Annotated in this window: 22 protein-coding genes; 5 read left to right on the forward strand and 17 right to left on the reverse strand. The window is 53.1% G+C overall.

The genetic code is table 11. The features are described 5' to 3' along the window. Positions 1-403: 403 nt before the first annotated feature. The 5 genes from KO497_RS09550 to KO497_RS09570 all read right to left on the reverse strand — a co-directional run bounded on the left by KO497_RS09550 (position 404) and on the right by KO497_RS09570 (position 5,192). Positions 404-1,246, reverse strand: coding sequence for a metal ABC transporter permease (locus tag KO497_RS09550; RefSeq protein ID WP_215943739.1), 843 nt, complete (start codon positions 1,244-1,246; stop codon positions 404-406). Beyond that, positions 1,243-2,127 carry a metal ABC transporter permease gene (locus KO497_RS09555; RefSeq protein ID WP_215943740.1) on the reverse strand — a complete coding sequence of 295 codons (885 nt, stop codon included), beginning with the start codon at positions 2,125-2,127 and terminating at the stop codon, positions 1,243-1,245. Before KO497_RS09555 ends, KO497_RS09550 begins: the two co-directional genes overlap by 4 nt. Next, on the reverse strand, positions 2,124-2,963 hold the full coding sequence (locus KO497_RS09560; protein WP_215943822.1) for a manganese/iron ABC transporter ATP-binding protein: 840 nt from the start codon (positions 2,961-2,963) through the stop codon (positions 2,124-2,126). The genes KO497_RS09555 and KO497_RS09560 overlap by 4 nt, the downstream gene beginning before the upstream one ends. A 105-nt stretch (positions 2,964-3,068) precedes the next feature. Beyond that, a complete protein-coding gene (locus tag KO497_RS09565; RefSeq protein ID WP_215943741.1) occupies positions 3,069-3,986 on the reverse strand; it encodes a metal ABC transporter substrate-binding protein in 918 nt (305 codons plus the stop codon). Positions 3,987-4,217: 231 nt separating this feature from the next. After that, positions 4,218-5,192, reverse strand: a complete 975-nt coding sequence (locus KO497_RS09570; RefSeq protein WP_252729598.1) for an MYG1 family protein — start codon at positions 5,190-5,192, stop codon at positions 4,218-4,220. 346 nt (positions 5,193-5,538) lie between these two features. Here KO497_RS09570 and KO497_RS09575 point away from each other — a divergent pair, with 346 nt between their 5' ends. Both KO497_RS09575 and KO497_RS09580 read left to right on the forward strand, forming a co-directional pair. After that, positions 5,539-6,927 (forward strand): MATE family efflux transporter, encoded by a 1,389-nt coding sequence (locus KO497_RS09575; RefSeq protein WP_215943742.1) that lies wholly within the window; start codon positions 5,539-5,541, stop codon positions 6,925-6,927. Continuing rightward, positions 6,924-7,352: a glyoxalase superfamily protein gene (locus KO497_RS09580; protein ID WP_215943743.1), complete on the forward strand. Its 429-nt coding sequence runs from the start codon at positions 6,924-6,926 to the stop codon at positions 7,350-7,352. Before KO497_RS09575 ends, KO497_RS09580 begins: the two co-directional genes overlap by 4 nt. A gap of 65 nt (positions 7,353-7,417) precedes the next feature. On the opposite strand, the gene KO497_RS09585 is transcribed toward KO497_RS09580, so the two are convergent. The 8 genes from KO497_RS09585 to KO497_RS09620 form a co-directional block, all read right to left on the reverse strand. Continuing rightward, positions 7,418-9,322, reverse strand: a complete 1,905-nt coding sequence (locus KO497_RS09585; RefSeq protein WP_215943744.1) for a beta-galactosidase — start codon at positions 9,320-9,322, stop codon at positions 7,418-7,420. A gap of 64 nt (positions 9,323-9,386) precedes the next feature. Beyond that, positions 9,387-9,992 carry a 2-dehydro-3-deoxy-6-phosphogalactonate aldolase gene (locus KO497_RS09590; protein WP_215943745.1) on the reverse strand — a complete coding sequence of 202 codons (606 nt, stop codon included), beginning with the start codon at positions 9,990-9,992 and terminating at the stop codon, positions 9,387-9,389. Further along, a complete protein-coding gene (locus KO497_RS09595; protein ID WP_215943746.1) occupies positions 9,989-10,870 on the reverse strand; it encodes a 2-dehydro-3-deoxygalactonokinase in 882 nt (293 codons plus the stop codon). The genes KO497_RS09590 and KO497_RS09595 overlap by 4 nt, the downstream gene beginning before the upstream one ends. Continuing rightward, on the reverse strand, positions 10,867-11,631 hold the full coding sequence (locus KO497_RS09600; protein WP_215943747.1) for an SDR family NAD(P)-dependent oxidoreductase: 765 nt from the start codon (positions 11,629-11,631) through the stop codon (positions 10,867-10,869). The genes KO497_RS09595 and KO497_RS09600 overlap by 4 nt, the downstream gene beginning before the upstream one ends. A 97-nt stretch (positions 11,632-11,728) precedes the next feature. Beyond that, on the reverse strand, positions 11,729-13,816 hold the full coding sequence (locus KO497_RS09605; protein WP_215943748.1) for an alpha-galactosidase: 2,088 nt from the start codon (positions 13,814-13,816) through the stop codon (positions 11,729-11,731). Then, positions 13,813-14,661, reverse strand: a complete 849-nt coding sequence (locus KO497_RS09610; protein WP_215943749.1) for a carbohydrate ABC transporter permease — start codon at positions 14,659-14,661, stop codon at positions 13,813-13,815. Before KO497_RS09610 ends, KO497_RS09605 begins: the two co-directional genes overlap by 4 nt. A 4-nt stretch (positions 14,662-14,665) precedes the next feature. Next, positions 14,666-15,571, reverse strand: a complete 906-nt coding sequence (locus KO497_RS09615) for a carbohydrate ABC transporter permease (protein WP_215943750.1) — start codon at positions 15,569-15,571, stop codon at positions 14,666-14,668. A gap of 110 nt (positions 15,572-15,681) precedes the next feature. Next, positions 15,682-16,920: an ABC transporter substrate-binding protein gene (locus KO497_RS09620; protein ID WP_215943751.1), complete on the reverse strand. Its 1,239-nt coding sequence runs from the start codon at positions 16,918-16,920 to the stop codon at positions 15,682-15,684. 124 nt (positions 16,921-17,044) lie between these two features. On the opposite strand from KO497_RS09620, the gene KO497_RS09625 reads away from it, so the two are divergent. The 3 genes from KO497_RS09625 to KO497_RS09635 all read left to right on the forward strand — a co-directional run bounded on the left by KO497_RS09625 (position 17,045) and on the right by KO497_RS09635 (position 20,482). Further along, positions 17,045-17,836 carry an IclR family transcriptional regulator gene (locus KO497_RS09625; RefSeq protein WP_215943752.1) on the forward strand — a complete coding sequence of 264 codons (792 nt, stop codon included), beginning with the start codon at positions 17,045-17,047 and terminating at the stop codon, positions 17,834-17,836. Position 17,837: 1 nt separating this feature from the next. Next, on the forward strand, positions 17,838-18,899 hold the full coding sequence (locus KO497_RS09630; protein WP_215943753.1) for an ABC transporter ATP-binding protein: 1,062 nt from the start codon (positions 17,838-17,840) through the stop codon (positions 18,897-18,899). A 497-nt stretch (positions 18,900-19,396) separates the two neighbouring features. Continuing rightward, positions 19,397-20,482 (forward strand): siderophore-interacting protein, encoded by a 1,086-nt coding sequence (locus tag KO497_RS09635; RefSeq protein ID WP_215943754.1) that lies wholly within the window; start codon positions 19,397-19,399, stop codon positions 20,480-20,482. 205 nt (positions 20,483-20,687) lie between these two features. On the opposite strand, the gene KO497_RS09640 is transcribed toward KO497_RS09635, so the two are convergent. From KO497_RS09640 to KO497_RS09655, 4 genes are read right to left on the reverse strand one after another with little or no spacing between them, the layout of a single operon-like run. Continuing rightward, the gene (locus KO497_RS09640) at positions 20,688-21,470 is read right to left on the reverse strand and encodes a peptidoglycan-binding domain-containing protein (RefSeq protein ID WP_215943755.1); all 783 of its coding nucleotides are present in this window, start codon (positions 21,468-21,470) and stop codon (positions 20,688-20,690) included. Then, on the reverse strand, positions 21,467-22,834 hold the full coding sequence (locus KO497_RS09645) for a DUF3131 domain-containing protein (RefSeq protein WP_215943756.1): 1,368 nt from the start codon (positions 22,832-22,834) through the stop codon (positions 21,467-21,469). The genes KO497_RS09640 and KO497_RS09645 overlap by 4 nt, the downstream gene beginning before the upstream one ends. Beyond that, a complete protein-coding gene (locus KO497_RS09650; RefSeq protein WP_252729599.1) occupies positions 22,831-24,663 on the reverse strand; it encodes a glycosyltransferase family 2 protein in 1,833 nt (610 codons plus the stop codon). Before KO497_RS09650 ends, KO497_RS09645 begins: the two co-directional genes overlap by 4 nt. After that, positions 24,660-25,808 (reverse strand): acyltransferase, encoded by a 1,149-nt coding sequence (locus tag KO497_RS09655; protein WP_215943757.1) that lies wholly within the window; start codon positions 25,806-25,808, stop codon positions 24,660-24,662. The genes KO497_RS09650 and KO497_RS09655 overlap by 4 nt, the downstream gene beginning before the upstream one ends.

The raw sequence follows: 25,808 nt of genomic DNA on the forward strand, positions 1-25,808 counted from the left end.
CCACTATATGCGTGATGCTGTATCTGACTTTTTCCATAAGGCATGTCAATCCTGATTTTTTATATCAGGTATATAGACGCCCGGTCCCAAGCATAAAAGTTAAAACAATAGTCTTTAAAATAAGCATATTATCAAGAATTTGAATGACACCTGACATTCAGGACATCATACAGCGCGTCTAAATGCGCGTCGCAAAAATGACCGTATACCTGATTTAGATGGCTCCAACAGACAGCCCAAAACAAATGCAACCGGATTAATTTCTACCATGATGACACCTTCAAAAAGAGTATTCTCAATCGAATACAGGTGCCCTTTTAGAAATTGACTTTAAACCTCGCGTGACAGCGTTATGGCGTTTTTTTAACAATAAACTAAGACTATTCGCACTCACACTGCATGATCAGCCTAATGCCGCACGCCGCGACATCCGCCGCGTGATCCGCATCCGGCGCACAAAGGCGATAATGAACAGCAGCGTCAAGATTAACACAATCGTCGGCGCGGGCGAGCTGTCCAGATAAAAACTGGCATAGGTGCCAGCGAACATCGCAAAGGTGCAAGCGGCCATAGACACGAACATCATTGGCGCGAAACTGCGGGCGACCAAAAAGGCAATCGCCCCCGGCGTGACCAGCAAGGCCACCGCCAAAATCAGCCCAACGGCGCTGAGCGTGGCGACGATGGTCAACGATAAAGCCGCCAACAGGCCGTAGTGCAAAAAATTGGTGTTCAGCCCCGAGGCCTGCGCTTGCGCCGGATCAAAAGCGTGCAACAACAGATCGCGCCATTTCAGCCCCAAAAGCAGGGTCACAAAAACGCCGATGATCCCCGCCGTCCACAGGTCTTGTGACCCCACGCCCAGCATATTGCCAAACAACACGTGATCCAGATGCTCGTTGGTGGTGATCGCGGTGTACATAATGATGCCAAGCCCGAACATGCCTGAAAACACGACCCCCATCACGGTGTCTTTTTTCACGCGGCTATGATCAGAGAGATACCCCGTGGCAACAGCGCAGGCCATGCCCGCGACAAAAGCCCCGACAATCAGCGGCAATCCCAATATCCACGCCAAAACGATCCCCGGCAGGGTCGCGTGACTGACGGCATCCCCCATCAAGGCCCAGCCTTTGAGCACAAGAAAACACGACAACAAAGCTGTCGGCGGAGCGATCAAAATAATGATCCAAAAGGCGTTTTGCATGAAGGCGAATTGAAACGGTTGTAACAGGATGTCGATCATTTCACATCCCCCTTCATCACTGCCGATTTAGACGCGATAGCCTCGCGTGCGATGCGTTTGCTGGCCAATATGCCATGCTTGGGCGCGAAGACAAAAGCGATCAAAAACACTGCTGTTTGCAACACGACGATGATCCCGCCCGTGGCACCGTCCAAAAAATAACTCATATAAGCCCCGATAAAACAGGTCGCGGCCCCAATGAACACCGACAACGCAATCAAGCGCGGAAACCGGTCGCACAGCAAATAAGCCGTGGCCCCTGGTGTGACCACCAAGGCGATCACCAAAAACGCGCCCACGGTCATCATCGCGGCCACAATTGCTGCCGATAGCAACATGAAAAACACAACCTTCAACAGCTCAGGCTTTAACCCGATGGACCGCGCATGGGTTTCGTCGAAAAATGTCACCATCAGGTCTTTCCACTTGGCCAAAAGCACCACCAAACAAACCACGCCGATGATCGCCAATTGCAGCGTGTCCTCAGGCGTGATGGCCAAAATATTGCCCATAATGATAGTCTGAATGCTCACCGACATGGGCGACATCGACACCATAAACAGGCCAAGCCCAAAGAAAGAGGTGAAAATAATCCCGATGATCACATCAATTTTCAAACCGGAACGTTCAGACAAAAACAACATCGCGGCGGCGGCCAATCCCCCCGCCACAAAAGCACCCAAAGCAAAGGGCAAGCCAAGCATATAAGCGCCGGCCACGCCAGGAACAACAGAGTGACTGAGCGCATCACCGATCAAAGACCAACCTTTAAGCATCAGATATGACGACAAAAAAGCGCAAACGCCCCCTACAAGGGCAGAAACCCACATCGCGTTGAACATGTAACTATAGCTGAAAGGTTCCAACAATAGGTCAATCATAGCGCGTCTTCTTTGGCTGCGTCTGATTTATCGCCATACATCACGAATGGCCGCTCGTCGTCGGTGATGATACGCACCTCGCGGGTGTCGTCATCGTCATGCAGTTCTGTTCCCCCCAAGGTAAAGTGCCGCAAAACACCGCCAAAAGCGCGCTCAAGATTGTCATGGGTAAAGACCTCTTCGGTGGTGCCGTAAGCCAGCACAGTGCCTTTAACCAAAACAGTGCGATCACAAAACTCAGGGACGGACCCAAGATTATGCGTCGAGACCAACATCACCCGCCCCTCGTCGCGCAATTCGCGCAAGAGCGTAATGATTTGCTCTTCGGTTTTCACATCGACGCCCGTAAAAGGCTCGTCCAGCAAAATCACCTGACCGTCTTGGGCCAAAGCGCGGGCCAAGAACACCCGCTTGCGTTGTCCGCCTGACAGTTCGCCAATCTGGCGTTTGCGAAAGTCGAGCATATTCACACGGCGCAACGCCTCATCGACGGCGGCATGATCGGCTTTGCGCGCATGGCGCAAGAACCCCATGTGGCCATAGCGGCCCATCATCACCACATCCTCGACAAGCACAGGAAAAGCCCAATCGACCTCTTCGGCTTGCGGCACATAGGCCACAAGGTTTTCGCGCAAAGCGTCTTTCACCGTTTTGCCGAGCAACCGAATTTCACCATTTGCAGCAGGAACGAACCCCATGATCGCCTTGAACAAGGTCGATTTCCCCGCGCCGTTCACGCCAACAAGTGCCGTAATCGTCCCGCGCGGGATTTCGAAACTTGCATCATGCAGCGCCATATGGCCGTTACGATACGTAACCGTCACATCGCGCGCCATAATACCGCCGCTTGTAGACGAGTTCAGGAGAGACTGGGGCTGTGTCACGGGGGGCGTCCTTTTGAAAATATCTGTTTTTTTATCAGGCTTTAAATTCAGTGCGTTTTATTGGCTTTGCTCTGTCAGACCATTCACCACAGTTTGCGCGGTAACACGTAGCAGATCAAGATAGGTCGGCACCGGTCCATCTGCGGCACTTAAGCTGTCAACGTAAAGCTCACCACCGTAACGCGCACCGGTTTCGCGGGCGACTTGTTTGGCGGGCGACGTGTTGACCGTGCTTTCACAAAACACCACGGGAATATCATTGTCACGCACACCATCAATCACGCTGCGCACCTGTTGCGGTGTGCCTGTTTGGTCTGCATTCATTGGCCAAAGGTAGAGTTCTTTCAAGCCAAAATCACGCGCCAAATAACTGAACGCGCCTTCGCAGGTGACAAGCCAACGTTTGTCGTCTGGCAGTGTCTCGAGCAGGGCTTTGAGCGGTGCAATCGTGGCACGAATTTCATCTTTGTACTCAGCAGCATTGTTCAAATAGGTCAATACATTGTCTGGATCATTTAATGACAAAGCTGCAGCGATATTGTCAACATAGATCAACGCATTGTCCAATCCCATCCATGCATGAGGATTGGCTTTGCCTTCGTAAGCGCCCGCGGCGATTGAGATGGGTTCGATCCCGTCGGTCAATGTGGCTGATGGAATATCGCCAAGGTTGCTCAAAAACTGTTCGAACCATAGCTCCAAGTTCATACCGTTCCACAAGATCAGATCGGCATCTGAGGCCCGTACGATATCGCGGGGCGTGGGTTGATAGCCGTGGATTTCCGCCCCCGGCTTGGTGATCGACACAATATCTGCCGCATCCCCCGCCACGTTTTGTGCCATCTCGGCCAATACCGTAAATGTGGTCACGACTTTCAGGCGTTCTTGAGCAGCAGCGCCATGCGACGTTAGCGCGAAACCTGCACTTAGCGCGATTGCGGATGTCAGAGTTCGGAAAACAGATGGGGTGTTCATGATGGCTCCTACAGATGAAATTCCACATCTGTAAAAGCCAGGCACTGAAACTTGTCAAGTAGTTGCGAACGATTCGCAACTAAAGGCCTAATATTCGCAACTGGCGGCGAAAATTGACCTCTCCAAGAGCCAATTCCCCCGTTTCAAGTCAACGAAATCGCCAACTTGCGAATCATTCGCAAAGCGCGGCATCTCTAAAAACAGACACGCCACGCCCCGCTTTGATGTAAATTAGCTGTCTTGCTGAGACGGGTTTTGCGCATCGTCAGTACCGCGTGACAGCTCTGCAATCGCCAAATCAGCCATCTGCATGATCGCCTCACGCGAGTTTGCTACAGCGATGAAACGTGCGTTGTGGCAAAACTTAGCGCCTTTGACACCGCAAACCTCTTCCAGTTTCGCATCTGTCAGACCCGCCCAAGCGGCAGGCAGATCGGCGCGTTGCTCGAAGGTTTCATTGGACAGCTTGATCCCACCCAACATCCAGTCTTCGCCACGAGGATTGACCACAAACATGATGTGATCCGCTTCGGCCTTATCCAAAGCAGACCGGTAAGGCATGCCCATAGGCAGCTCAAGAATGGGGGATGTTCCAGCCTTTTCAATCGCGGCCACAACAATGCTTTGCGCGCGCGCTTTGGCGGCCAGATTGCGGATTTGCGCCTCAACAAAGCTGCGCGCAATCGGCAAGGCCATCATGAACGCGTCATCATCTGCGGTGGGCGACGTGTCATCGAACACAGGTTTTAAGCTGCCCAAAAGCGATGGTAAGGTCATGATCGACAAAGGCCCCGCCACGGACGGCTCCATCGCGCCATTGTCCAGCAGATCGATGGGTAAGACGAACTTGGTGTCAAACTTGGCGTGGATCGCCTCAACGTCACCTTCAGGCACGCCCAGCGCGGCTAAATAATCGCGGCCATACTGCGCCCAGATCAATCCGAAAGAGCTATAGGGCTGTTCATCATCGCGCAGCGGACCGGGGCGCTGGTGATGGTCAAAGATTTGCGCCGCCACATCATAGGCACCGCCCACGTCATAGATGATCTTATCCGCACCCGGCGTGATCCATTGACGATCGCGGGTGCGCAAAAGCTTTGCTTCTGGAAACAGCCGCGTCAACACAACAGAGGACAAAAGCTCATCCGCATGAAAGCCGCCGGAATGGGTGACAAGGTGCGTGATGGTCGTGGGGGTCATGGTCATATGGGGGCTCCTCAAGAGGCGTCAAATCAGGATCGCGCCGAAACAGACGCCTTTGACTTGCCCTACCCGATGGCTTTGCAAATGAAAACAGCAAGATCACGACTAGAACAGTGTTTTGCCCAGCGCGCGGCAGATCACGTGACGCAAGAGACATCCCTGCCCTTGACGCAAATCTAAACCTCAGATATTTCACCAATCGGCCGCCGACGCCTGCCACCCGCTGACATATCGTCTTGGTGAAGTTCTGGCGTTGACAAACGATGTGATCCTCTCCGCATATCGCGCGGATGGTAACGCGGGTGCCCGTCCTGAAATTGCGCGATCTTTGCACGAGGGCCACTTGGCTATGTCTCAGACCTCTAACGCGTATCTAACCGCTCCTATAGGCGTAACTTACGCGAAAACCGCAGTTCCTATTATCTTTATCATGTCGATGAACGGGCTTTTGTCTGTCATGGACGCGATGTTCCTTAGTCATTACGTCGGGCCAAACGCGCTGGCTGCTGTCACATTGATGTTTCCTATCTTTATGCTGATCGTTGCCTGTTCGACTTTGGTATCCAGTGGCATGTCCAGCCTTATGGCGCGCCATATTGGCGGCAATGAGATGGTTAAGGCCCGTGCCGTCTTTACAGGCGCGCATGGCTTGGCGCTTTTGACCAGTGCCTGCCTTATCGTGCTATTCGTTCTGGTTGGCGCGCCCCTGTCGCGTTTGGCCTCTGGCGGCAATGAAACGCTTGCGCGCATGGGCCTTACTTATATCGGCATCACAGTCTTTCTTTCTCCCCTATTGTTTGTCCTCTCCGTACAGTCTGACACGCTACGCAATGAGGGGCGTGTGGGTTTTATGGCTGCTATGAGCCTGCTTGTGTCTTTGGCCAATATTGCTTTCAACTATGTCTTGATCGCTGTGCTGAACATGGGGGTCGCTGGCTCGGCTTATGGTACAGCCTTGGCGCAAGCTCTAGCCTTAGGGATCATCATCCTATTCCGTTTGCGCGGCACAACGGATTTGCGGCTTAATGCGTTACTGCAACACCGCCTGACCTCTGCTTGGTCTGACATTTTAGCCTTGGGCGCACCTCAAAGCCTTGGCTTTATCGGCTTTGCATTGGGCTCTGCCTCGATTATGGCCGCCCTGCAATGGGTCGACGCCCCGCAATATGAAAGCACTGTCTCGGCTTACGGTATTATCACCCGTGTGATGACCTTTGCCTATCTGATCATGCTGGGCCTGTCTTTGGCGATGCAGACGATCACGGGCAACAACTATGGCGCGCGTCTATGGCAGCGGACGAACGCCAGTCTGATGTTTGCTATGGTGGTGGCTTTCCTGTTTTGTGCCACGCTACAGGTCGTCTTGCATGCCTACGCGGTGCAAATCGGCCAAGCCTTTGTGTCTGATCCGGCGGTTGTGGCCGAAGTTGCGCGTCTTTTGCCGGTGATGACCAGTGCCTTTGTGCTCTCAGGGCCATTGATGATGATTTCAGCCCATTTCCAAGCCATAGGCGATGCAAAACGGGCCGCGCTGCTGAGCCTGTCCAAACCCTATCTCTTTGCCATCCCTTTAACGTTTATCCTGTCTGCGGGCTTGGGCGAAATTGGCATCTGGATCGCAAGCCCCGTGACCGAAGTCTTGGTGCTTGTCCTCACCCTATCCGTCTTGGCCAGCACAGCACGGCGCAACGGCCAGCGCTGGGGCTTGTTTTACACTGTATCGGAGGATCTCAAATGACCACGACTTTACCAACACTGACTGAGGCCAAAACCCAAGCCAAACAATTGCGAAATGATTTGGCCGATCAGGGCCGCACGATCAGCCATGCAAGCGCGCTTGAGCAGATCGCGCATACATACGGTTATCGTGATTGGAACAGCCTTTTTGCCGCCATTTCAAACCGTCCACCACAGGGGTGGGCCATTGGCGAACGCGTCTCTGGCCAGTATCTTTCGCAGCCCTTTACGGCAACGATCATCGCAGTTGAAATGACCCGCCCTGGTTGGTTTCGCTTGTCCTTAGACTTGGATCACCCCGTGGATGTCGTCACCTTTGACAGTTTTTCAAACCTGCGCAAACGTGTGCGCGGCACTGTCGGCCCTTTGGGCATTTCGCTTGAGAAAACATCAACCGGCACGCCGCATTTGCAAATTGATCTTTAAAACGCACTTGGGGGCATTGAGCACAGTCTGATGTTCTATGCCCCCAACATGAGACCCTAAGCCCCCTAACGCTCAGAGGCCCTCACCCAAAGATAGGCCCCCGAGGCCAATTCCATATCCCCATGCGTTACAGGCGCATTTGAATAGTTGAAATACAGCGTTTGGTCCTTGGTGCTGCGCTTGCGCAAGCCATCTGGCAAATTTTCGGTGGTCATACCCGCTGTGGCGCAAAGCGTCGCAAAAATACGCAAATATGCGTCCTGATCCAACCAAGCGGCCAAATACGACACATGCCCCTCTTGGCACATGATGTTCAGACCATCATTGGTGGTCTCGACCACATGGCCCGCCTCGATGTCTTCATACCAGCGGATAACATGCCCGCCATTGCGCAAGGCCAAACGCACATTCGGGCGCAAAGACGCCACCCGTACTGTTTTGGCACCACCAACATCAGGGCCAAGGCTTGGCGGGATCTGCATGTCAGGCGTCTTCAAACCAGAGCGCGGCCCGACTACGATTTGCCCATCAAAGCGCTCAATTGCGCCGCGCAAAGCATCATTCCACGCCATTAGCCCCGGAATGACAACCAATTTGCGTGCGCCAAAATCGGTGGTATTGGCGGGCAGAATATCGACGTTCAAACCAAGCTTGCGCAATGCGCGGTATTGTTCGAACACCAGACGGAAGTAATCAAACCCCTGCCCTTGTGGCTGGATTTCCCACGCCCATTGGCTTTCGTAATCAAACACGATTGCCACATCTGCATCCACATGCTCGATCTCGCCCAAGATCTGCAATTCGTCATAAACCGCGCGGGCTTCAATCTGGCCTTGCGCGTTGACACTGTCAGGGCGCAACAGACCTGCGTGCAATTGTTCTTGCGCAAACGGCGCTTGGCGCCAGCGAAAATAGCTGACCACTTCGGCCCCATGCGCGATGGCTTCCATCGACCACAGCTTGACCATACCGTCTTGCGGAATGGGATTATACGGCGCCCAGTTCACAGGGCCCGGTTGCTGTTCCATGATCCACCATCGCCCTTTGCCAACAGCGCGGTACAGATCGTGGTGAAACCCTTGAAAATCAGGATCACCATGGTTGGCATATTGCGCTTTCCACGCGTCATCTTCCTCTTGCAAGACATGTTCCAAAAACCCCATAGGGTAGCTGTCCCAACTGGCAATTTCCAAATCATCGCCCACATCAAAGTGGTCAAAATCCAACACGCGCCCCATGTAATTGTGAATGAGCGGCGCGTCGGTATGTGGACGCATCGCTGCCACCTGCGCGCGGTTGAAGGCGACGACCTGATCTGAGGTAAAGCGCCGAAAATCCAACCAATGCGACGGGTTGGCTTCGGTCACTGTCAGGTTCGGCAAATCAACGGCATCAAAACTGTCGTATTCCATCGACCAAAAGATATTGCCCCACGCCTTATTCAAAGCCTGCGGCGATTGGTATTTTTGCGCCAACCAGTCGCAAAACCCGTCCCGTGCATGTGATGAGAACGACACGGTGGTCTCATGACACCCATATTCATTATCGATCTGCCATGCAGTCACATAGGGATTACGCCCGTAACGCTCAGCCATGGCTTTTGCCATACGTGCAGCCTCGGTGCGATAGCCCAGATGCGAGAAACAATAATGACGCCGCGAGCCGAATTTGCGCGGCTGGCCTTGCGCGTCCACCGCCAACATGTCGGGGTATTTGTCCAAGACCCAACGCGGCGGCGTGGCACTCGGTGTGCCCATCACAACCTCAAGCCCAGCCGCGCCCAAGGTCTCGACCGCTTGATCCAGCCAATCCCATGTGAAAACACCCTCGGACTGTTCCAAGCGCGACCAAGCGAATTCGCCAATACGCACCCATTTCAAGCCTGTTTCCATCATCCGTTCAGCGTCACGTGCCCAAACGTCTTGCGGCCAATGTTCTGGGTAATAGCACACCCCAAGTTCTGGCTTCATCTGCTATCCTAACGTCATTTCACTTCTAAATTAGCCAATACAAAACTCTGATTTTGTTCGAAAATCATTCCAAAACCGCATCATAAGCCCGCACCATATCAGCCGCCTTTTGCGCCACATCAGCCGCCGTATCGCCAACACGGTACAAGGCTGATCCGATGCCAAAACCCGTGGCCCCTGCCTGAACCCAAGCGCCAAAGTTTTCGGCCTTGGCACCGCCAACAGCGAAGCAATCAACATCTTTTGGCAACACAGCCCGCATCGCCCGCAACCCCACGGGGCCGACAAGCTCGCCGGGGAAGAACTTCAAGGCATCCGCGCCCGCGTCAAGGGCAGCAAAGCATTCACTGGGCGTCATCACCCCCGGAAAGCTCAACATGCCTGCGGCCTTAGTGGCTTTGATCACCTCAGGATTACAATTGGGCGACACAATCATTTGCGCGCCGATATCAGCCAGCCGCATCACGTCTTCGGCGGTCAATACCGTGCCTGCGCCAAATGTCCCTTGGCCTTGAAACTCCGTCACCAAAACCTCAATGCTGGTGAAAGGATCAGGCGAATTGAGCGGCACTTCGATCTTGTCGATTCCCTGCGCGATCAGCGCCTTCGCAATGGCATGCACCTCGGACGGCTGAACGCCGCGTAGAATTGCAATGATATTTCTGCTCATTTGAACACACTTTCATAGACAGTCTTCAATCCGGAAAGGGTCATCATATCGACCTTTTCCACGTTTACAGTCGCACCGAGCTTTGAGAGCGCAGCACCATACAGCCGCGCCAATTCACCCGCACCGATGATGACAATGTCTTTGCCCTGCCAAAGAGCCTTGGTCGCTCCAAGTTCCGTGCCAATCACCATGCCAGACAGGCGCGCTTTGCCGCTGTCATCCCCGCGCAGCAGTTGCGCGGCGCGCAATCCGAACAGCCCCGTCAGCAAAGCCTCTGGCGCTTGCGCACTCTCGGCAATGGCTTGCAAAAAACAAGCCTCATCCCACAGGCCCATACTGTGACGCAAGATCGATTTTTCTGCTAAGAGATCAAATAACTCTCCAGTCAGAACCGTTTGAAAAGACGTTATTTTACCTGCATCCACTGCCACCCATTTGCTATGGGTTCCCGGCAGACACAGCACACCTGAATACCTTGAATTTTGCGCCAGATAGCCTGCGATTTGCGTTTCTTCGCCGCGCATCACATCAGCGGGTTCAAGCTGTTGCAGCCCCGCAATCACCCGCACATCAATGCGCGGATCATGGGTTTGCACTGTCACCACCTGTGACGCAGGGCGCACAGGCACCGTTTCATAGGGGGCCTCGATCCAGCCTTGGCGCGACCCGACCATACCACAAGCGATCACAGGCATTGGCGCATCGCCAAGCCATGGTTCGATATGCGCCATCAGCACCGGCTCATATTGATCTTTCGTCAGCCCCAACATGCCTTGATCACTGGTGATATAATCTAACACCGCGCCGCTTGCACCCATGGCCCAAATGCGCAGGTTGCTAGAGCCCCAATCCACCGCGACCCAAGTGACCGCGATCATCCTGTCACCACCACGCCGCCATCGATGACCATGACCTGTCCAGTCATCATCTTGCTGGCGCTTGAGGCCAAAAACAACGTCCCGCCGACCATGTCTTCGGGGGCCAAATGCGTCTTAAGACATTGACGCGCCAAATGGTCTTGCAACCCTTCAGGGCTGGCCCATTGGTCCAACTGTTTTTGCGTCAGCACCCAACCGGGGGCAATGGCATTGACACGAATGTTCTGTGGGCCAAGTTCACGCGCCAAGGCCCGCGTCAGGCCTGTGATGCCTGCATTGGCCGTCACATAAGCCGCATAGCAATCGTTGCCCATCATGTAACTTATAGATGAATAATTGATGATCGCCCCCCCGCCATTTTGAGCCATGAAAGGCGCCACAAATTGCGCGGTGAAAAAATAGGGCCGCAGGTTGACCGCATGGTTGAAATCCCATTGATCAGGCGTCAGATCCTTGATTTCATGACGCACATCATTGCCTGCGTTGTTGACCAAAACATCGATATCGCCATGACGCTTTTGCGCGGCTGTCATGCTGGATTTAATCGCGTCTACATCACTCAAATCACAGGCGAAAAAACTGGGCGCGACGCCGTGCTTTTCTTTCATTTTCGCGACAAAATCGCTTGCATCTGAACGCTGTACAAAGCTCACCTTTGCCCCTTGCGCCAAGAAACCTTCGGTCAAGGCAGCACCTATGCCTGAGCCACCACCGGTGATGAACACATGTTTGTCTTTTAGGTCATGAAACTGGCAATTCATGGTGGTATCCCTTTGATTGTAAATGACGGCTGCGAAACATCGCGCGCGCATCTTGTGTGTGTTAGATCTCAAGTCCAAGCGATTTCAAACGCTGGCATTACGATTGCCGCAAGCCCTTGATCACCCATGTCTGATTTGGAAAGCTCCACGGCAAATTAAGGCCGTGATGCATCAAATATTGTCCGCTCAATGTCACGTCGTGCAGCTTCAAAACCGCTGGCCCGCGCGACAAGTGGCTCTGCTCATCGCGGTTTTCTAACGTGATATGATAGAGCGCATCCGCATCCAGCCCCGTCAAACGTAATGGCCGTGGCAAGATTTGCTTTGAGCTGTCAATTTTATTGGCAAAGACGACGAATGTTTGTGCATCTTGCGCCAAATGCATCTCGGCCAAGATTGACGGATCAAGACGATCTAGGCGCAAAATATCGGCCTGCATCAGCCAAGCACGTTCGGCTTTCCACCAAACGGTGATTTCGGTCAGTGTTTTCGCTTCCTCATCCGTCAACTCACGCGGGTCCATTTCAAACCCCATGTGGCGCTGTGCTGCAATCCAGCCGCGAAACGCCATGCTGTGCACCCGCCCCGAGGTATGACAATGTCGTGGGCCAACATGGCTGCCGGTCACACTGGCGGGCAAAAACATCGATGCGCCATGTTGAATGCGCGCCCGTTCCAGCGCATCATTGCTGTCAGAAAGCCAAACCCTTTGAGTGCGCTGCAAAATGCCAAAGTCAATCCGACCACCGCCAGAGGCGCAGCTTTCAATTTCCACATGCGGAAACTCTGCACGCAACTGATCAAGCAACTGATACGTCCCACGCGTTTGCGCGGCATCGGGTTGCGGTAGAACGCGGTTGTGATCCCATTTGATGTAATCCACATCATATGCGCGCAAGATCGCAGCGATACGGTCAAACAAAAAGCCACGCACCTCAGGCAGCGCCATGTTGAGCACCATCTGATTGCGTCCCAAAATTTGATCCCGATCGCCCAATGCCCACTCAGGATGCGCGTCATATACTGTGGATACAGGGTTGATCATTTCGGGCTCGAACCAAATACCAAAGCTCATCCCTTGGGCATGGATGTGATCAATCAAAGGCGTCAAACCATCGGGGTATTTGCGCGCATCAACTGTCCATTCGGACAGGGCGCGGGTGTCGTCATCACGTGTGCCAAACCAACCATCGTCCAGAACAAACCGCTCAGCGCCCAAAGCGGCCGCACGGGTGGCGATCTCTTGCAACTCGGGCAGGTTGTGGTCGAAATAGACGGCTTCCCAACAATTGTAATGCACAGGACGCGGACGATCTGGATCGGGGAATGTGACAATATGCTTGCGGGCGTGGCGTTGAAACGCCACTGCGCATCCATTGATGCCCTTCTCGGAATAGGTCAGGTAAAGCGGCGCTGTCTGAAAGGATGTATCGGCCGTTTTTTCGATGCCTGTCGCGGCACCGAACTGCACTTGACGGCGCCCGTCTGGCAGTTCTTCTGCGATCATACGATGCCCGCCGGACCAACCATAATGAAACGCATGCGCGCCACCGCGTGCATATGTGCCCTCCAGTTCAGGCACCACAAGCGCGGGGAAATGCTCATGTCCTGTGCGCCCCGTCGGGTTTTCGCGCAGACGAATGCCCGCAGTCCACGATGTTTTGACCTCTTGAAACTCACCGCACCAACGGCCTGCATAGTCAATCATATGGGTGGCGGCTTGCGAGGCTGGCATCACAGGGGCGGCCAGCCAGTGCAAGCGCACGGGTGTTTGTGCGGTCAAAGAGGCCTGCGCCACGATTATATTGGTGTCACAGCAAGCCTCGAATGTCGCAGTATATGTTAGGCCATGGGTTTCATCCGTATAGGACAAGCGCAGGGCTGCGCCGTCTTGATCCTCACAGGCATAGCGAAACTTGGGATGGATCTGCGCGCCAGTGGCGTCAAACACCACAAGCCCCACCTGCCCCGGAAAACTTTGCGAGGCCTCAGGACAGATCGACAGTTCGGGATGGTCATCCAACATGCCAGCGGCCACATCCAGCGCACTTGCTTGCGCGAGCATATTCAAATCCGTGTCCGCCGCCAGCGCAGGCCCCCAATAGACGACCTGCGCCAATCTGGCGTCACGTGCGGCCAAAACGAGCGTCTGTTCAGCGGTATCAATGCGCCAGGTTTGAGTCATTTGACGGCTCCGAGTGTGAGGCCTGAAATAAAGTGGCGCTGCATCAAGAAAAACAAAGCCACGGGGGGCACGGCGGCCAGCAAGGACGCGGCCGAAACCAAGTGCCACTGCGATACAAACTGTCCGTTGAGTGCCCGCACGCCCGCGGTGATCGGCTTTGACGCCTCGCCTTGGGTCAGTACAGTGGCCCAGAAAAAGTCGTTCCACACGAATGTGAACACCAAGACGCTCAGGGCTGCCACAGCGGGGCGCACCAGCGGCAAAACGATATGCCAGAATATTTTGAACTCGCCGATACCTTCGATCCGCGCGCTTTCAATCAAATCAAACGGCAAGGCCTTGATGAAATTGCGCATGAACAGCGTGCAAAACCCCGTTTGAAACGCCGCATGAAACAACACCAAGCCCGTGACCGTATCGTAAAGACCTGCGCTAACAGACAGATTGCGCACCGGCACCATCAAGATTTGAAACGGCACAAAATTGCCTGCCACAAAGATGAAAAACAACGTCAACGAGCCGCGAAAGCGGTAGATCGACAGCGCATAGCCCGCAAGACAGGCCAAACTTACCGAGATCATGACCGTTGGCACAGTGATCTTGATCGAATTCCAGAAATACATCAAAGCTTGCGAGCGCTGGAACACTGCCGCGTAGTTTTCCAACATTTGGAACTGGCTTGGCCATCCAAAAACATTGCCTGAATTGATATCAGATACGGGGCGGATCGAGGTCATAAAGACAGCGATCAATGGCAAAAGCCAGACGAACAACACCAACGGCACCATGATTTTATACAGGCGTTGACGGGCGATGGATTTGCTTTCAATGGGGGCTGGAAACATGATGTTACCTCTTTTCGTCTTGGTACATCACCCACAGGAAGTAGCTGATAAATATAAGCATAATAAAGAACAAGATCACCGCGATGGCAGAGCCATAGCCCATACGGAAACCGTATTCCGACAGCGCTTGTTCAAACATGAAATAGGACAGCACATTGGATGTGCCGTAAGGGCCGCCTTGGGTCATGATCGCGATCATATCGAATGAGCGCAACGCGCCGATCACGGTCACCACGATGGCCAGAAACGTCGCAGGCCAAAGCTGCGGCAAGATCACATGGCGCAGCATCCGAAAGCCACGCGCCCCATCAAGACGTCCCGCTTCGATCTGATCCGACGACACATTGTTGAGACCAGTGAGGTATAAAATCATGCAATAAGCAATCTGCGGCCAAAGCCCTGCGAAAATAATACCGTAGGTGACAAAGCGTTCATCCCCAAGGATCGAGGGCGCAGAGGCACCGAAGAATTCCCACACTTTGCCGACGATGCCAAAGCTGGGGTTGTAAAACCATGTAAAAATCAAACCAACAACCACTTGCGAGAACACAAACGGAAAGAAGAACATCGATTTGTAAAACCGCATACCCGCGATATTTTGATTGAGAAACAATGCCACCATAAGTCCCGCTGGCACCGCCAAAAGGTACAGTACCAACCATATGATGTTGTTTTTCAAAGAGGTGTAGAAACGGTCATCGTCAAACAGCTCGACATAATTGGCCATGCCCACCCATTCTTTTTCACCAAGCCCGTCCCAAGCGTAGAAGGAAAACCACATCGATTGGAATATTGGCGCGATTACATAAATGGCAAAGAATAAGATGGCAGGCGCCAAAAAGACCCAAGGCGCAACACGTTGACGGTTGGCGCGCAGCCAGCTGCGGTTCGGCAAAGCGGTATCGGGCATGGGACATTCCTTTTGGGCAAGCACATGTAAAGCGGGTGTGGTTTGGGACCGCGTCGAACAACGCAGAACACGCCGACCGCCACGCAAAAGCGGCGATCGGCGCAGGAGGATTACTTGTAAACGCGCTCTTGGATTTTATCCAAACGGTTCAAGATCGCATCCAGGCGCTCAGGCTTCAGCATGAACTCTTGGAACCCTTCCATGCCACCTTTCGCCATTTCAGCTGGCGCATCGCGGTCATAGAATTGTGCAAGACCAGAGGCTGTGGACACTGTTTCAAAGCCTTGAACGATGAATTTGTCATCCAAGTTGATTTCGGCTTTGGAGTTTGGCGGCAATTGACCGATCTCTTTGTTCCACGCACCTTGAATGTCAGGCTGCGCGATAAAGGCAAGGAACTTGCGCGCATCTTCTTTGTTCTTTGCACCCGATGGGATGAACAAAGCGTCTGCAGGTGCTTCTTCTGCGCGTGGCAGGCCGGGTGTGATTTCTGGAAACTGGAAGAAACCGATTTGATCGTCCGTCAGCCCCGCATCTTTCATCGCAGCCACAGCAAAGTTGCCCATCACATACATGCCCGCTTCGCCCTGTGCGAAGGGCGCAAGCGCGTCCTGCCAAGACATGGTCGCGTGATTGTCGACAAAGCTACAGCGCTCAAGCATCGTGTTCCAATTGGCGAATGTCGCGCGAATGCGGTCATCTGTATATGCAATCTCGCCAGCGGTCAGCGCGTTGTGTACCTCATAGCCGTTTGTGCGCAGGTTCAAGTAATCGAACACGCCTGCAGCGGTCCAAAGGTATTTGGTGCCGATGGTAAAAGGAGTCACGCCAGCCGCTTTGAGCGTGTCACAAGCGCCAAGCATTTCGTCCCATGTGGCGGGTTTTTCGATACCGTTGTCAGCAAAGATATCAGCGCGGAAATACACCCCCCATTGGTAGTATGAATAAGGCACACCCCACTGCTTGCCGTCGCGGCTCATCGTTGGCTTGATCGCCTCAAAGCTTGTGGACAGGTTCGGGTCAGAGGCCCACAGATCAGAAATGTCTTCGAACAGGCCCGCATCTACGAAAGGCGCCATACGGTTGCCCGGGTACCAAGCTGTGATGTCAGGCGCATCTGCGGACAAAAAGTTGCGGATCGCTGTTTTATGCGCTTCGCGGTCATTGATGTTCGCCGTCACATTCACATCTGGATTTGCCGCTTCAAAGGCTGCAACGGCTGCTTCAAAAGCCGCCTTTGGTGCGGGGCCCGGATCGTCAAAGTTGATCACAAGATCCCCTGCGCCCGCCGCACCAGCCATCAATGCGCTCGCGCACAGGCCTGTCATAGTCGTTTTAAATGTCATCATGCTTTCCTCCCTGAAAACCATATATCAGTCAAACAAATAGGTTTCATTATTTGAAACTTTGTTTTAAGTATTGATATCTAGACATGGTTGCGGTAATGAGTCAATCGTAAATTAGGAAGACAGCATGACCGCAGAGGCAGACATCAAAGACGGAACCGTTGGCAAAGCGCTGGCCCTGCTCGACATTGTTGAGAGCTTCCAAGCGCCTGTCAGATTCAATGATATCTTGAAGCAAAGCCCCTTCCCCAAACCCTCAACCTATCGTTTATTACAAACACTGGTGAGCCAAGAGATGCTCAGCCATAACGAGGACAGCGGCCATTACACCATCGGCTCGCGCCTGATCCGCTTGGCGCATTCCGCTTGGAAAAATGCATCCCTCGCCCCCATAGCTGCGCCTTTTTTGGATGCTCTATCCAATGCCACAGGCGAGACGATTCACTTGGCCAAACTGGACAACGCGCAGACGCTGTACTTGGACAAACGCAATGCGCGCAAACCCATTGAGATGTTTTCAAACGCGGGCAAAATCGGCCCTGCCTATTGCACCGGCGTAGGCAAAGCCATGCTGGCGCATCTGAATGCGGCCGCACGCGACAGACATGTCGCCCAACAAAGTTTTTATAGCTACACGCCGAACACCTTCACCAATGCGGCCGATTTCAACATCGAGCTTGACGCGATCAAGCACCGCGGCGTGTCCTTTGACGTTGAGGAACACGAACCGAGCATTATTTGTATCGCCGTGCCTGTTTTGGGCCCCCAAGGCGAACTTTACGGCGCGATTTCGATCACCAGCTCGACCGAGCGCGCCTCATTGCAAGACCTAGAACGTTACAAAACCGATTTACAAAATACGGCACAACAGATCGGCGCAAGTGCGGCCGCGTGGATGCTGCCAAAGCTGGGAGGCTAAGATGTCAGGGGTTAAACTTGAAAAAGCGATCAAACGCTATGGGGCGATGCAAGTCATTCATGGGGTGGATCTTGAGATCGAGCCAGGCGAATTCTGCGTCTTCGTTGGCCCCTCGGGTTGTGGCAAATCCACCTTGCTGCGGATGATCGCAGGGCTAGAGGAAACCAATGGCGGTAATGTGATCATCGGCGGGCGCAACGTCACCCATGTGGATGCTGCCGATCGCGGGATTGCCATGGTGTTTCAAACCTATGCGCTCTACCCCCATATGACCGTGCGCGAAAACATGGGCTTTGGCCTCAGGATGAATGGCATCGACAAAGCGACAATCAAATCCAAAGTTGATGGTGTCGCGGACATTCTTAAACTTGAAGATTACATGGACCGCAAACCCGCGGCCTTGTCAGGCGGGCAACGTCAACGTGTCGCCATTGGCCGCGCTTTGGTGCGCGATCCTGATGTGTTCTTGTTTGATGAGCCGCTGTCTAACCTAGATGCCGAGTTGCGGGTGGATATGCGGGTCGAAATCGCGCGCTTGCACCAAGAAATCGGCGCGACGATGATCTACGTCACCCATGACCAAGTGGAAGCCATGACATTGGCTGATAAAATCGTCGTCCTGCGCGCGGGCCACGTCGAACAGGTCGGCTCGCCTATGGAGCTCTACACCAACCCCAGCAATAAATTCGTCGCGGGCTTTATCGGCTCTCCGTCGATGAATTTCGTCAAAGGTGTGATCAAAGACGGGCAGATCACCGCAGATGCCCTGCCCGGTCTCAGCTTTGCCGCCCCTAGATCTGCCGTCACGCTTGATGAGATCACCATTGGCTTGCGCCCTGAAAATCTAACACTGGACCGCAATGGCACAGGCCTGCGCGTTGAAGTCGTCGAAATGCTCGGCGGCATCACCTATGTGCATGCTTTCACCGCAGGCGGCGAACGGCTTGTTTTTGAAGAACGCTCTCTTGATTTGCCAAAATTCGGCGATCAAATCGGTGTAATACTGTCCGAGGCCGATCTCTACTATTTCGATGCGCAAACAGAACATCGCATCAGATCTTAGGCCGTAGCAGCAAGGCGGTGCCGCCCCTATCAGGCACCGCATTTTTCTCTGAGAAAACTCGAATTGCGCCGTCAACGTGCTTTGTACGGGTGTGAAAATTTCCCAGTGCATCCCGTTTTCTGAAAGCTTGTGCGACAAGTGACAGGCGGCTCTCAGTTCGAAACGCTCTTTTCAAGGCAAAGCCCCTCAAACGACCTCTTTGGCGACGAATGGATGCCAATGAGCGGTCTGCTTCAATTGTCTTTTCGAAGGAGACATAGCAAACCCGCCATATGAAGTTGACTCTTTTAATAGGAATTTGGATTATAGGGAAAGCCAGCTCTCAACAAAGCCCGCGATTCTGAAAATATTCAAGATCACTCCTGACAATGGTCAGGCATAAGGGCGCGCCATGGCTAAATCTCATTTACCCCGTTTATATATTTCAAGCGCCGCGCCGCATGTGTTGGCGCCGCACGCCCAGCATTTTGCAGTCAACACGCCATGCAGAGGTTGAGATGACATATCCATTACACTGTGCTTGTCGTCTGGTATTGCCGCAATATGCAACCTACAAAGAAAAAATACGCAGTCGATTAGAAAGCTTTCGGGCCAAAGTCGAAACGCGGAACGAAACAGAGTTTCGCTTGTCTTGGGCGTTCGGCTGGCTGTCTATTTCGGAACGCAATGATCATATTATGATTGAGGGTGGAGCCGCTGATGCAACGGGTTTGGCCCGCATCAAGGATCTGCTCGCCACGGCCTTTAAGCTTTATGCTAAGATTGATGCCCCACAGATTGTTTGGACTGGCGATCATGCGCATGATCCTGAGCTCGCCCCCTTTCGATTGATGGTCGTTGAAAAGGTCACCGATTTGAACGCACGCATAAAACGTGTGCGATTGCATGGCTCAGACCTGAGCAGGTTCGAAGAATTCGGGAATATGCATGTGCGACTGTTACTGCCTTGCCTTGCCGTGCCGAACCCTGTCTGGCCCGTGGCAGGCCCTGACGGATTGACGAAATGGCCGGATCCAGACCGAAAGCCCATATCGCGGGTCTATACAATCCGTGCCATTGATACTGTTGCCTCTTGGGTTGACATCGATGTGGTCACGCATGGGACCACTGGTGCGGGATCAGCTTGGGCTTTGTCCGCGAAACCTGGCGATCAGGTTGGAATGTTTGGCCCACTTGGGCGGCCAATAAATCGCAATGCTCAACATTATATTATCGGAGCAGATGAAACGGGCCTGCCCGCGCTTGCCAGACTATTGGAAATACTGCCCGAGACAGCAACCGGACTGGCATGTATAGAGGTCGCCACACAAGCTGATGTTCAGGCGATAGAAAATCGCACGAAAATCGATGTGGAATGGTTGTTTCGCCGCGACGCGCCTGCAGGCACCAGCTTGGCCTTATCAGACCGCTTAATCGCCGAGACATGGCGTAATGATCTGGATTGCTTTGGCTGGTTTGCCGCCGAAGATGCCGCAGCCCGCCGTTTGCGGACGCATTGGCGTCAGGATCTGGGCCTCAGCCGGGACCAGACACTTGCCGCTGCCTATTGGCGGCGCGGAACAACAGGCCTAATGGCAGGATAAAACGGATTGGGGTCCACCGCTCTCATGCCAGAACAAGATTGCAAACCGCAACGGATATCAGCACGGGCGCGGTTAGGATCATAATAGAACTCCCCATCGACTGAACTCCAAGGGACGCGCCTGTCGCCAACGACTGTGCAATCGTCCCCGTGCTAGCAGAACAGGGTCATCGCAAGCTTATCATCGGATAAAGAGCGCGATGGCTTTATCGACACAAAAGAGCATTTAATTCAGAGATCACTTGAGGCAAGTCTAAGGTTTCTTGAGGTTCGCCCAAAACCTCGCTTATGGCCGCGCGGGTCATGCCCCCAATAATGCCATCAATTGGCCCGGGGTTCGCCCCCGCGAGCGTCAGTAACCGTTGCACCGTAATGCCAGGTGTTCCCTCAGGAAGTGCAGCAAGTCCGCAAGGCTCTGCGGCTGCAATTTCTATGTCCTTACCTTGGGGTTGCACAGCCTCATTCTCGGCGGCCTCATTCGCAGCGGCCTCCTGTTCAATGGCTTCGGGTTTATCTTCCACACTTGAGGCCAAAAGCGGCTGCGTCAACGCATGGGTTTGCCCTTCCGTGTTTACGGCCCGTTCAGAGAGCGAGAGTTTTTGTTCAACGGCTTCTGTCGACAAATTTGGATCGCGCAAACAGGATGCGAGTAGGTCAGCTATGTTGGCGGTGCCTTCATTTGGAGTGCCTGCAACATCACGATGGCAGACTTCATCCACACATGTGATGGCGATAGACCAATCTGGCGCTGATTTCGATTCAGCCAATACGGCCTCATCGTTGGCAAAAATTTGGTAGAAATACCCGAAGATAAATCCTTCTTGCCAAAGGCCCGGAAAATTTGGGGACGGGACATCAACATGCCGTGTTTCAACCGATGTGGCACCAGGGAAAGCCCTATCCATCGCAGGCCCCACGCATGTTTCTGCCATCACGGGCTGGATTTGTAACAATAGGGCGCACAAAATGGATGGTGCTATCTGTTTCACTGCGCGCTCCGGATCAACGGCCCAAATGCACGGAATGCCAATGCAGCAAGGACGACAGCATTCGTATTTGTGGTTACAGATCCATTGGTCGATCCATCCGCTTCATAAAGACCTTCCGGCCAGCCACGATCGGGATCACCCAGTGGCGCAAGGGTCGTCACCAATTCTTTCGCATATTCCGTTCCAAACAACGCATACCATGCAAAAGCAGTCTTGGTTGTCACTGTGCGTTTGCTATCCAGTCGATCACCTTGGAAGGTCATAACAGCCCAAGGCGCCCCCCCGCCCCAGACCGAGGAATAGACAAAATATGGTGCTTCATCGAGATGGGATTCACTGACTGCTGTCAAAATTCCAGTCTCAGTGTAGCGCGCTTCCTGTGCCTTATAGATCGCAGTCGCAAAACGATGCGACCGTGCATCAAAGCCAAATTCCAAGCCGTCGAACACATAGGGTTCGCTCACAACAAAAGCAGGTGTGACGTTGCGATGAAGTCGATCATCTACGGGGATCGGCTGCCCCGAGACGTCTTTGATCATGAGATGTTCTTCCGCATCATAAGCGCGATACATATCAAAGCCAAAAAGCATCATCGCCTTGGCCGCATATTGCCCGTAGCCCACGCGACCCTCTTGATCTCGACGCAACGTGTCGTCTGACAAATTCCCACCAATCAGCTGGCCGTCTTCAACCATCTGAGACAGATCCCAATGATCTAAGAGCGCGTTCACCTGTGGAGCGAGTTCAGGATAATGCTGCGTGATCTGAGCTAAAGTTCCGACCAATCGCGCGATATCCAAAGCAGACCAGCCCAGCCCGCGTTCCACAGGTTTATTGGCGTAATTGACCAGTTCCGCCGTTTGCACATTGTAAGCTTTATTGGGCAAAATATCGTCAAACAGCCGCATTTTGGTCAGCGTATCCAAAGCCAGAGAGAGGCGCGACTTTGCCTCTTGCTCATCTATAAGCCCCAACAGGTTCGCTGAAATGACGGCCACAAAATACGACCCTGTTTCCCACATCGTGGTGGAAGGGTATTTATCGGCTGAGTTCACAAGCCCCGTTTCAGGATGCGTGTTGTTTTCAAAATAACGCCAAGCAATCTGGGCGTAAGCGAGGTCAGCCTGTGACGTTTCCCCCACAATCGCGAGTGACAAGGGCGTGATGTCATCAAAGGCTGCCATAGGGGAGGCATCTGTTGATTCTACGGCAGGATCTAAGTCGGGCTTCAATTTCATGGCCTGTGTGTCAGTGTTTTTCTCAATTATATTTTCCAATCCTATGACCATGACTAGACCAACGGCTAGGGCCCCCAGAAAGATGATGTGGCTTCTTGCCTTTATTAAGTTTTCACGAAAACTCATTTTGATTGCCCTTCTTCTTTTTCAGCAGGCTGCCACATGGCCGCCGCGATGATTCCTGCCATAGCAATGCAATTGTTCAGCCCCCAAAGGGTATTGGCCAAAACCCCGCTCGCCGAATGCGAGGTGCCCCCCAAAACCAAAGCCCCTATCGCCCAAAGAACACCTAAGATCGTAAGGACGACAACCGCGATTTGAGGACGTACAAGAGCTAAAAATGTGCCCGCTTGACGCGCCTTGGGTGTGACCTTGAACGAAATCTTTTCGCCCCTCGCGATGGTCCAGATGGCTCTCAGCCCTAAAGGAAAGAACGACAGATAACTGGCCTTAGCTGGATAACCATCGACACCCCACGTTCCCACCATGATCGCAAGTTCAAGCGTGACCAGAAATGGAATGAGATGCAAAAAGAAATCTGTCGAATACGCCGACACCGGGGAAAGCCCCGTCAAAAGATACAGGACAGGCGCGAAAAGGAAGATAACGTTCCAAAGCGGCGCAAGGTAGGAATAAAATGTCGTCGCATACATCAAACGCTGAGGCAAACTTAGCCCCTTGCGAAACAAGGGATTGTCATTGACCAAGATATCAAGGCTGCCGCCTGCATATTTAAATCGCTGAACCGTCCAAGTCACGAGGTCCTGAGGCGACAACATTTTGCTTTCCACAATCGGGTGCATTTTGGACTTCCAGCCGCGTTCATGATCGGAATGCAATACGATAGATGTGTAAATATCTTCTGAAACATGAAATTTATAAGGGGTCAGAACCTCAGTCGCAGCCGCCTCAGTTTTAATCGCTTGCATCAACTCAGGCGCAACTTCGCGTTCTTTGCTGGATACAGTGATGGTCTCCTCGACTGCCCAAGTGCGTTCTTCGACTTTTTGACCAAAGCTGCGCAGCGCCGCCTCCATCACGGCCTCACGGCGGTGGATCGACCCCGCGCCACAGCAAAACGATGCATTCACCCAATTTCGGCGACGTTGAATTATGTCGTAAAACATCTTTGGGTCATTCACGAACGGATCATCCCCAACAGTCACAGGTCCGATAACTTTCTCAACCACACGCCCGAATGCGCCCCCACGAGCCCCAAATTTTTGCGTCAACTTTTCTGGTAAGCGTTCGCCTTCAGGCAGGTCATAGAACCATTGCGGCGTTTGAACCCATGCCATTTTAGGATCACGAAAATAGCCCAGCGTGTGTTCCAAAAGCGTCGGAAAGGGTCGTGTGTCAGCGTCGCAAATCACAAGAAAATCACCATGGGTTTCGTCCATTGCGTTGCGTAAATTTCCTGCCTTGAACCCTTCGTTTGTCGTACGTGAAATGTAATTTGCGCCCTCTTCTTCGGTCACGCGCCGCATGTCGGGGCGGCGCCCATCATCGAGAATATGTATGCGCACATCGATTGGATGAGGATAGGTCATCCGTTTCGCGTCTTGAATACCAAGGCGCACCAACTCGGGGTCTTCATCATAGGTGGCAAACATCACATCGACCGCAATCGGACGGTCACTTTCGGGATGGTTCTGCGTGACATCCCCCAAAACCTCAGGCGGTGTTTCGATTTTGATCGGTTCGTCTTTCCACAGATTAAAGACGAATAACAACATTCCAAAATAGGCGCAGGTTTCAGCCAATACCAAAGGTACGGCAAACCACATGGCGTCAGGGTTTAACGATCCTGTCCAGCGCCACCAGATGTACCAGCCGCCTACGACCAAGGCCACAGTTGCTAAGAACTGCCAAAGACTTTCACGCCCCGCCGAATAGGGCAAAGGCGGTGGCGGTACGCGGTCTTCGAATTTAAGGAAATAGTCGTCCGTCATCATGCGCCCGCCCCTTTTGATTTACGCGCTTCCCATGGCGTCGGTCCAAGACCAATGGTCCAGGCAAGTAGCCCGATCTTTGAAATCCCCAAGCTTACGAAAAACGACATCGGCAGCGCCACAGCGAACCGCAACAAAACCAATGCTGCAGGCGACAACATGTCAGCTGTGCCTGATTTGAACAGCGCAATATCGAACAGATCAATAACCGCCGGATGAACAAGGTAAATACCGAATGAATATTTGGCATATTTAGACCACAGCGGTGACCAGTCCCGATATTGCCCGCCCAGAAAAATCAGGAAAATACAGATAGGCATGAGAAAGTGGCCATAAAAATCCCAACCACTGCGCACGCCCCATGCGCCGTTTTGTACGGCATAAGCAAAGAACGGGATCGTCGCCACATAAGCAAGGGCCGCAAAGTAAAACCCACCACGGCGCAGCAAGCGTGATTCACCCCGTGGAATGCCGTCATTCCAAAGCCCATAAAGTGCGAACGCCGCCAAGCCATAGCCGACATAGCCTAAAATTTTGATCGCACGAATTATGTAGTCACGCACTTCGGCCTCAAGCCCGAGCCCCCAGATAAACCCTTGGGTGTTGTTCATGATGCCCAGCGTCACGAATAAGGTCAGCCCAAGTATTGGGTAACGGGTCGCGCCTCGCATGAACGGGTAGAACAAAAAGAGCGCAAAGAGTGTTGGCAGGAAGTGCATGTGGTACTGAACTTTGCCAAGAAGAAAGTAACCAAACCAATTTTTGATGTCGGAAATCTGATCCCACATATAGGGCGCATAGTTAAAAGCATCGGCTTTGAGCAGTCTAAAAAATGCGTAGAAAACCACCCAAAATGTAAACGGGACCAGCAACCGCTTGGCCTGCATGCCGATGGCGCTGGAATAGCTCGGCATTTTCTTATCGACCCGCATCGCCATTAGGAACAGCGAGAACAAAAAGAACATTTCAGAGCCCGAAAATTCACCAAGCGAACGTAACACAACGGGAATCAAACGCTCTGATGCCTCCACTTTGGCGAAAGGTTGGCCTGCAAAATCTGTTGAAGAGTGGATCAAAACCACGCCCATTGCGGCAAACACGCGGTTTGCATCAAACCAAACCAGTCTCGGCTTGCCTGCTGCGCTCAT

The sequence above is a fragment of the Pacificibacter marinus genome (genome assembly GCF_018860665.1).
Classification (GTDB): domain Bacteria; phylum Pseudomonadota; class Alphaproteobacteria; order Rhodobacterales; family Rhodobacteraceae; genus Celeribacter; species Celeribacter marinus_A.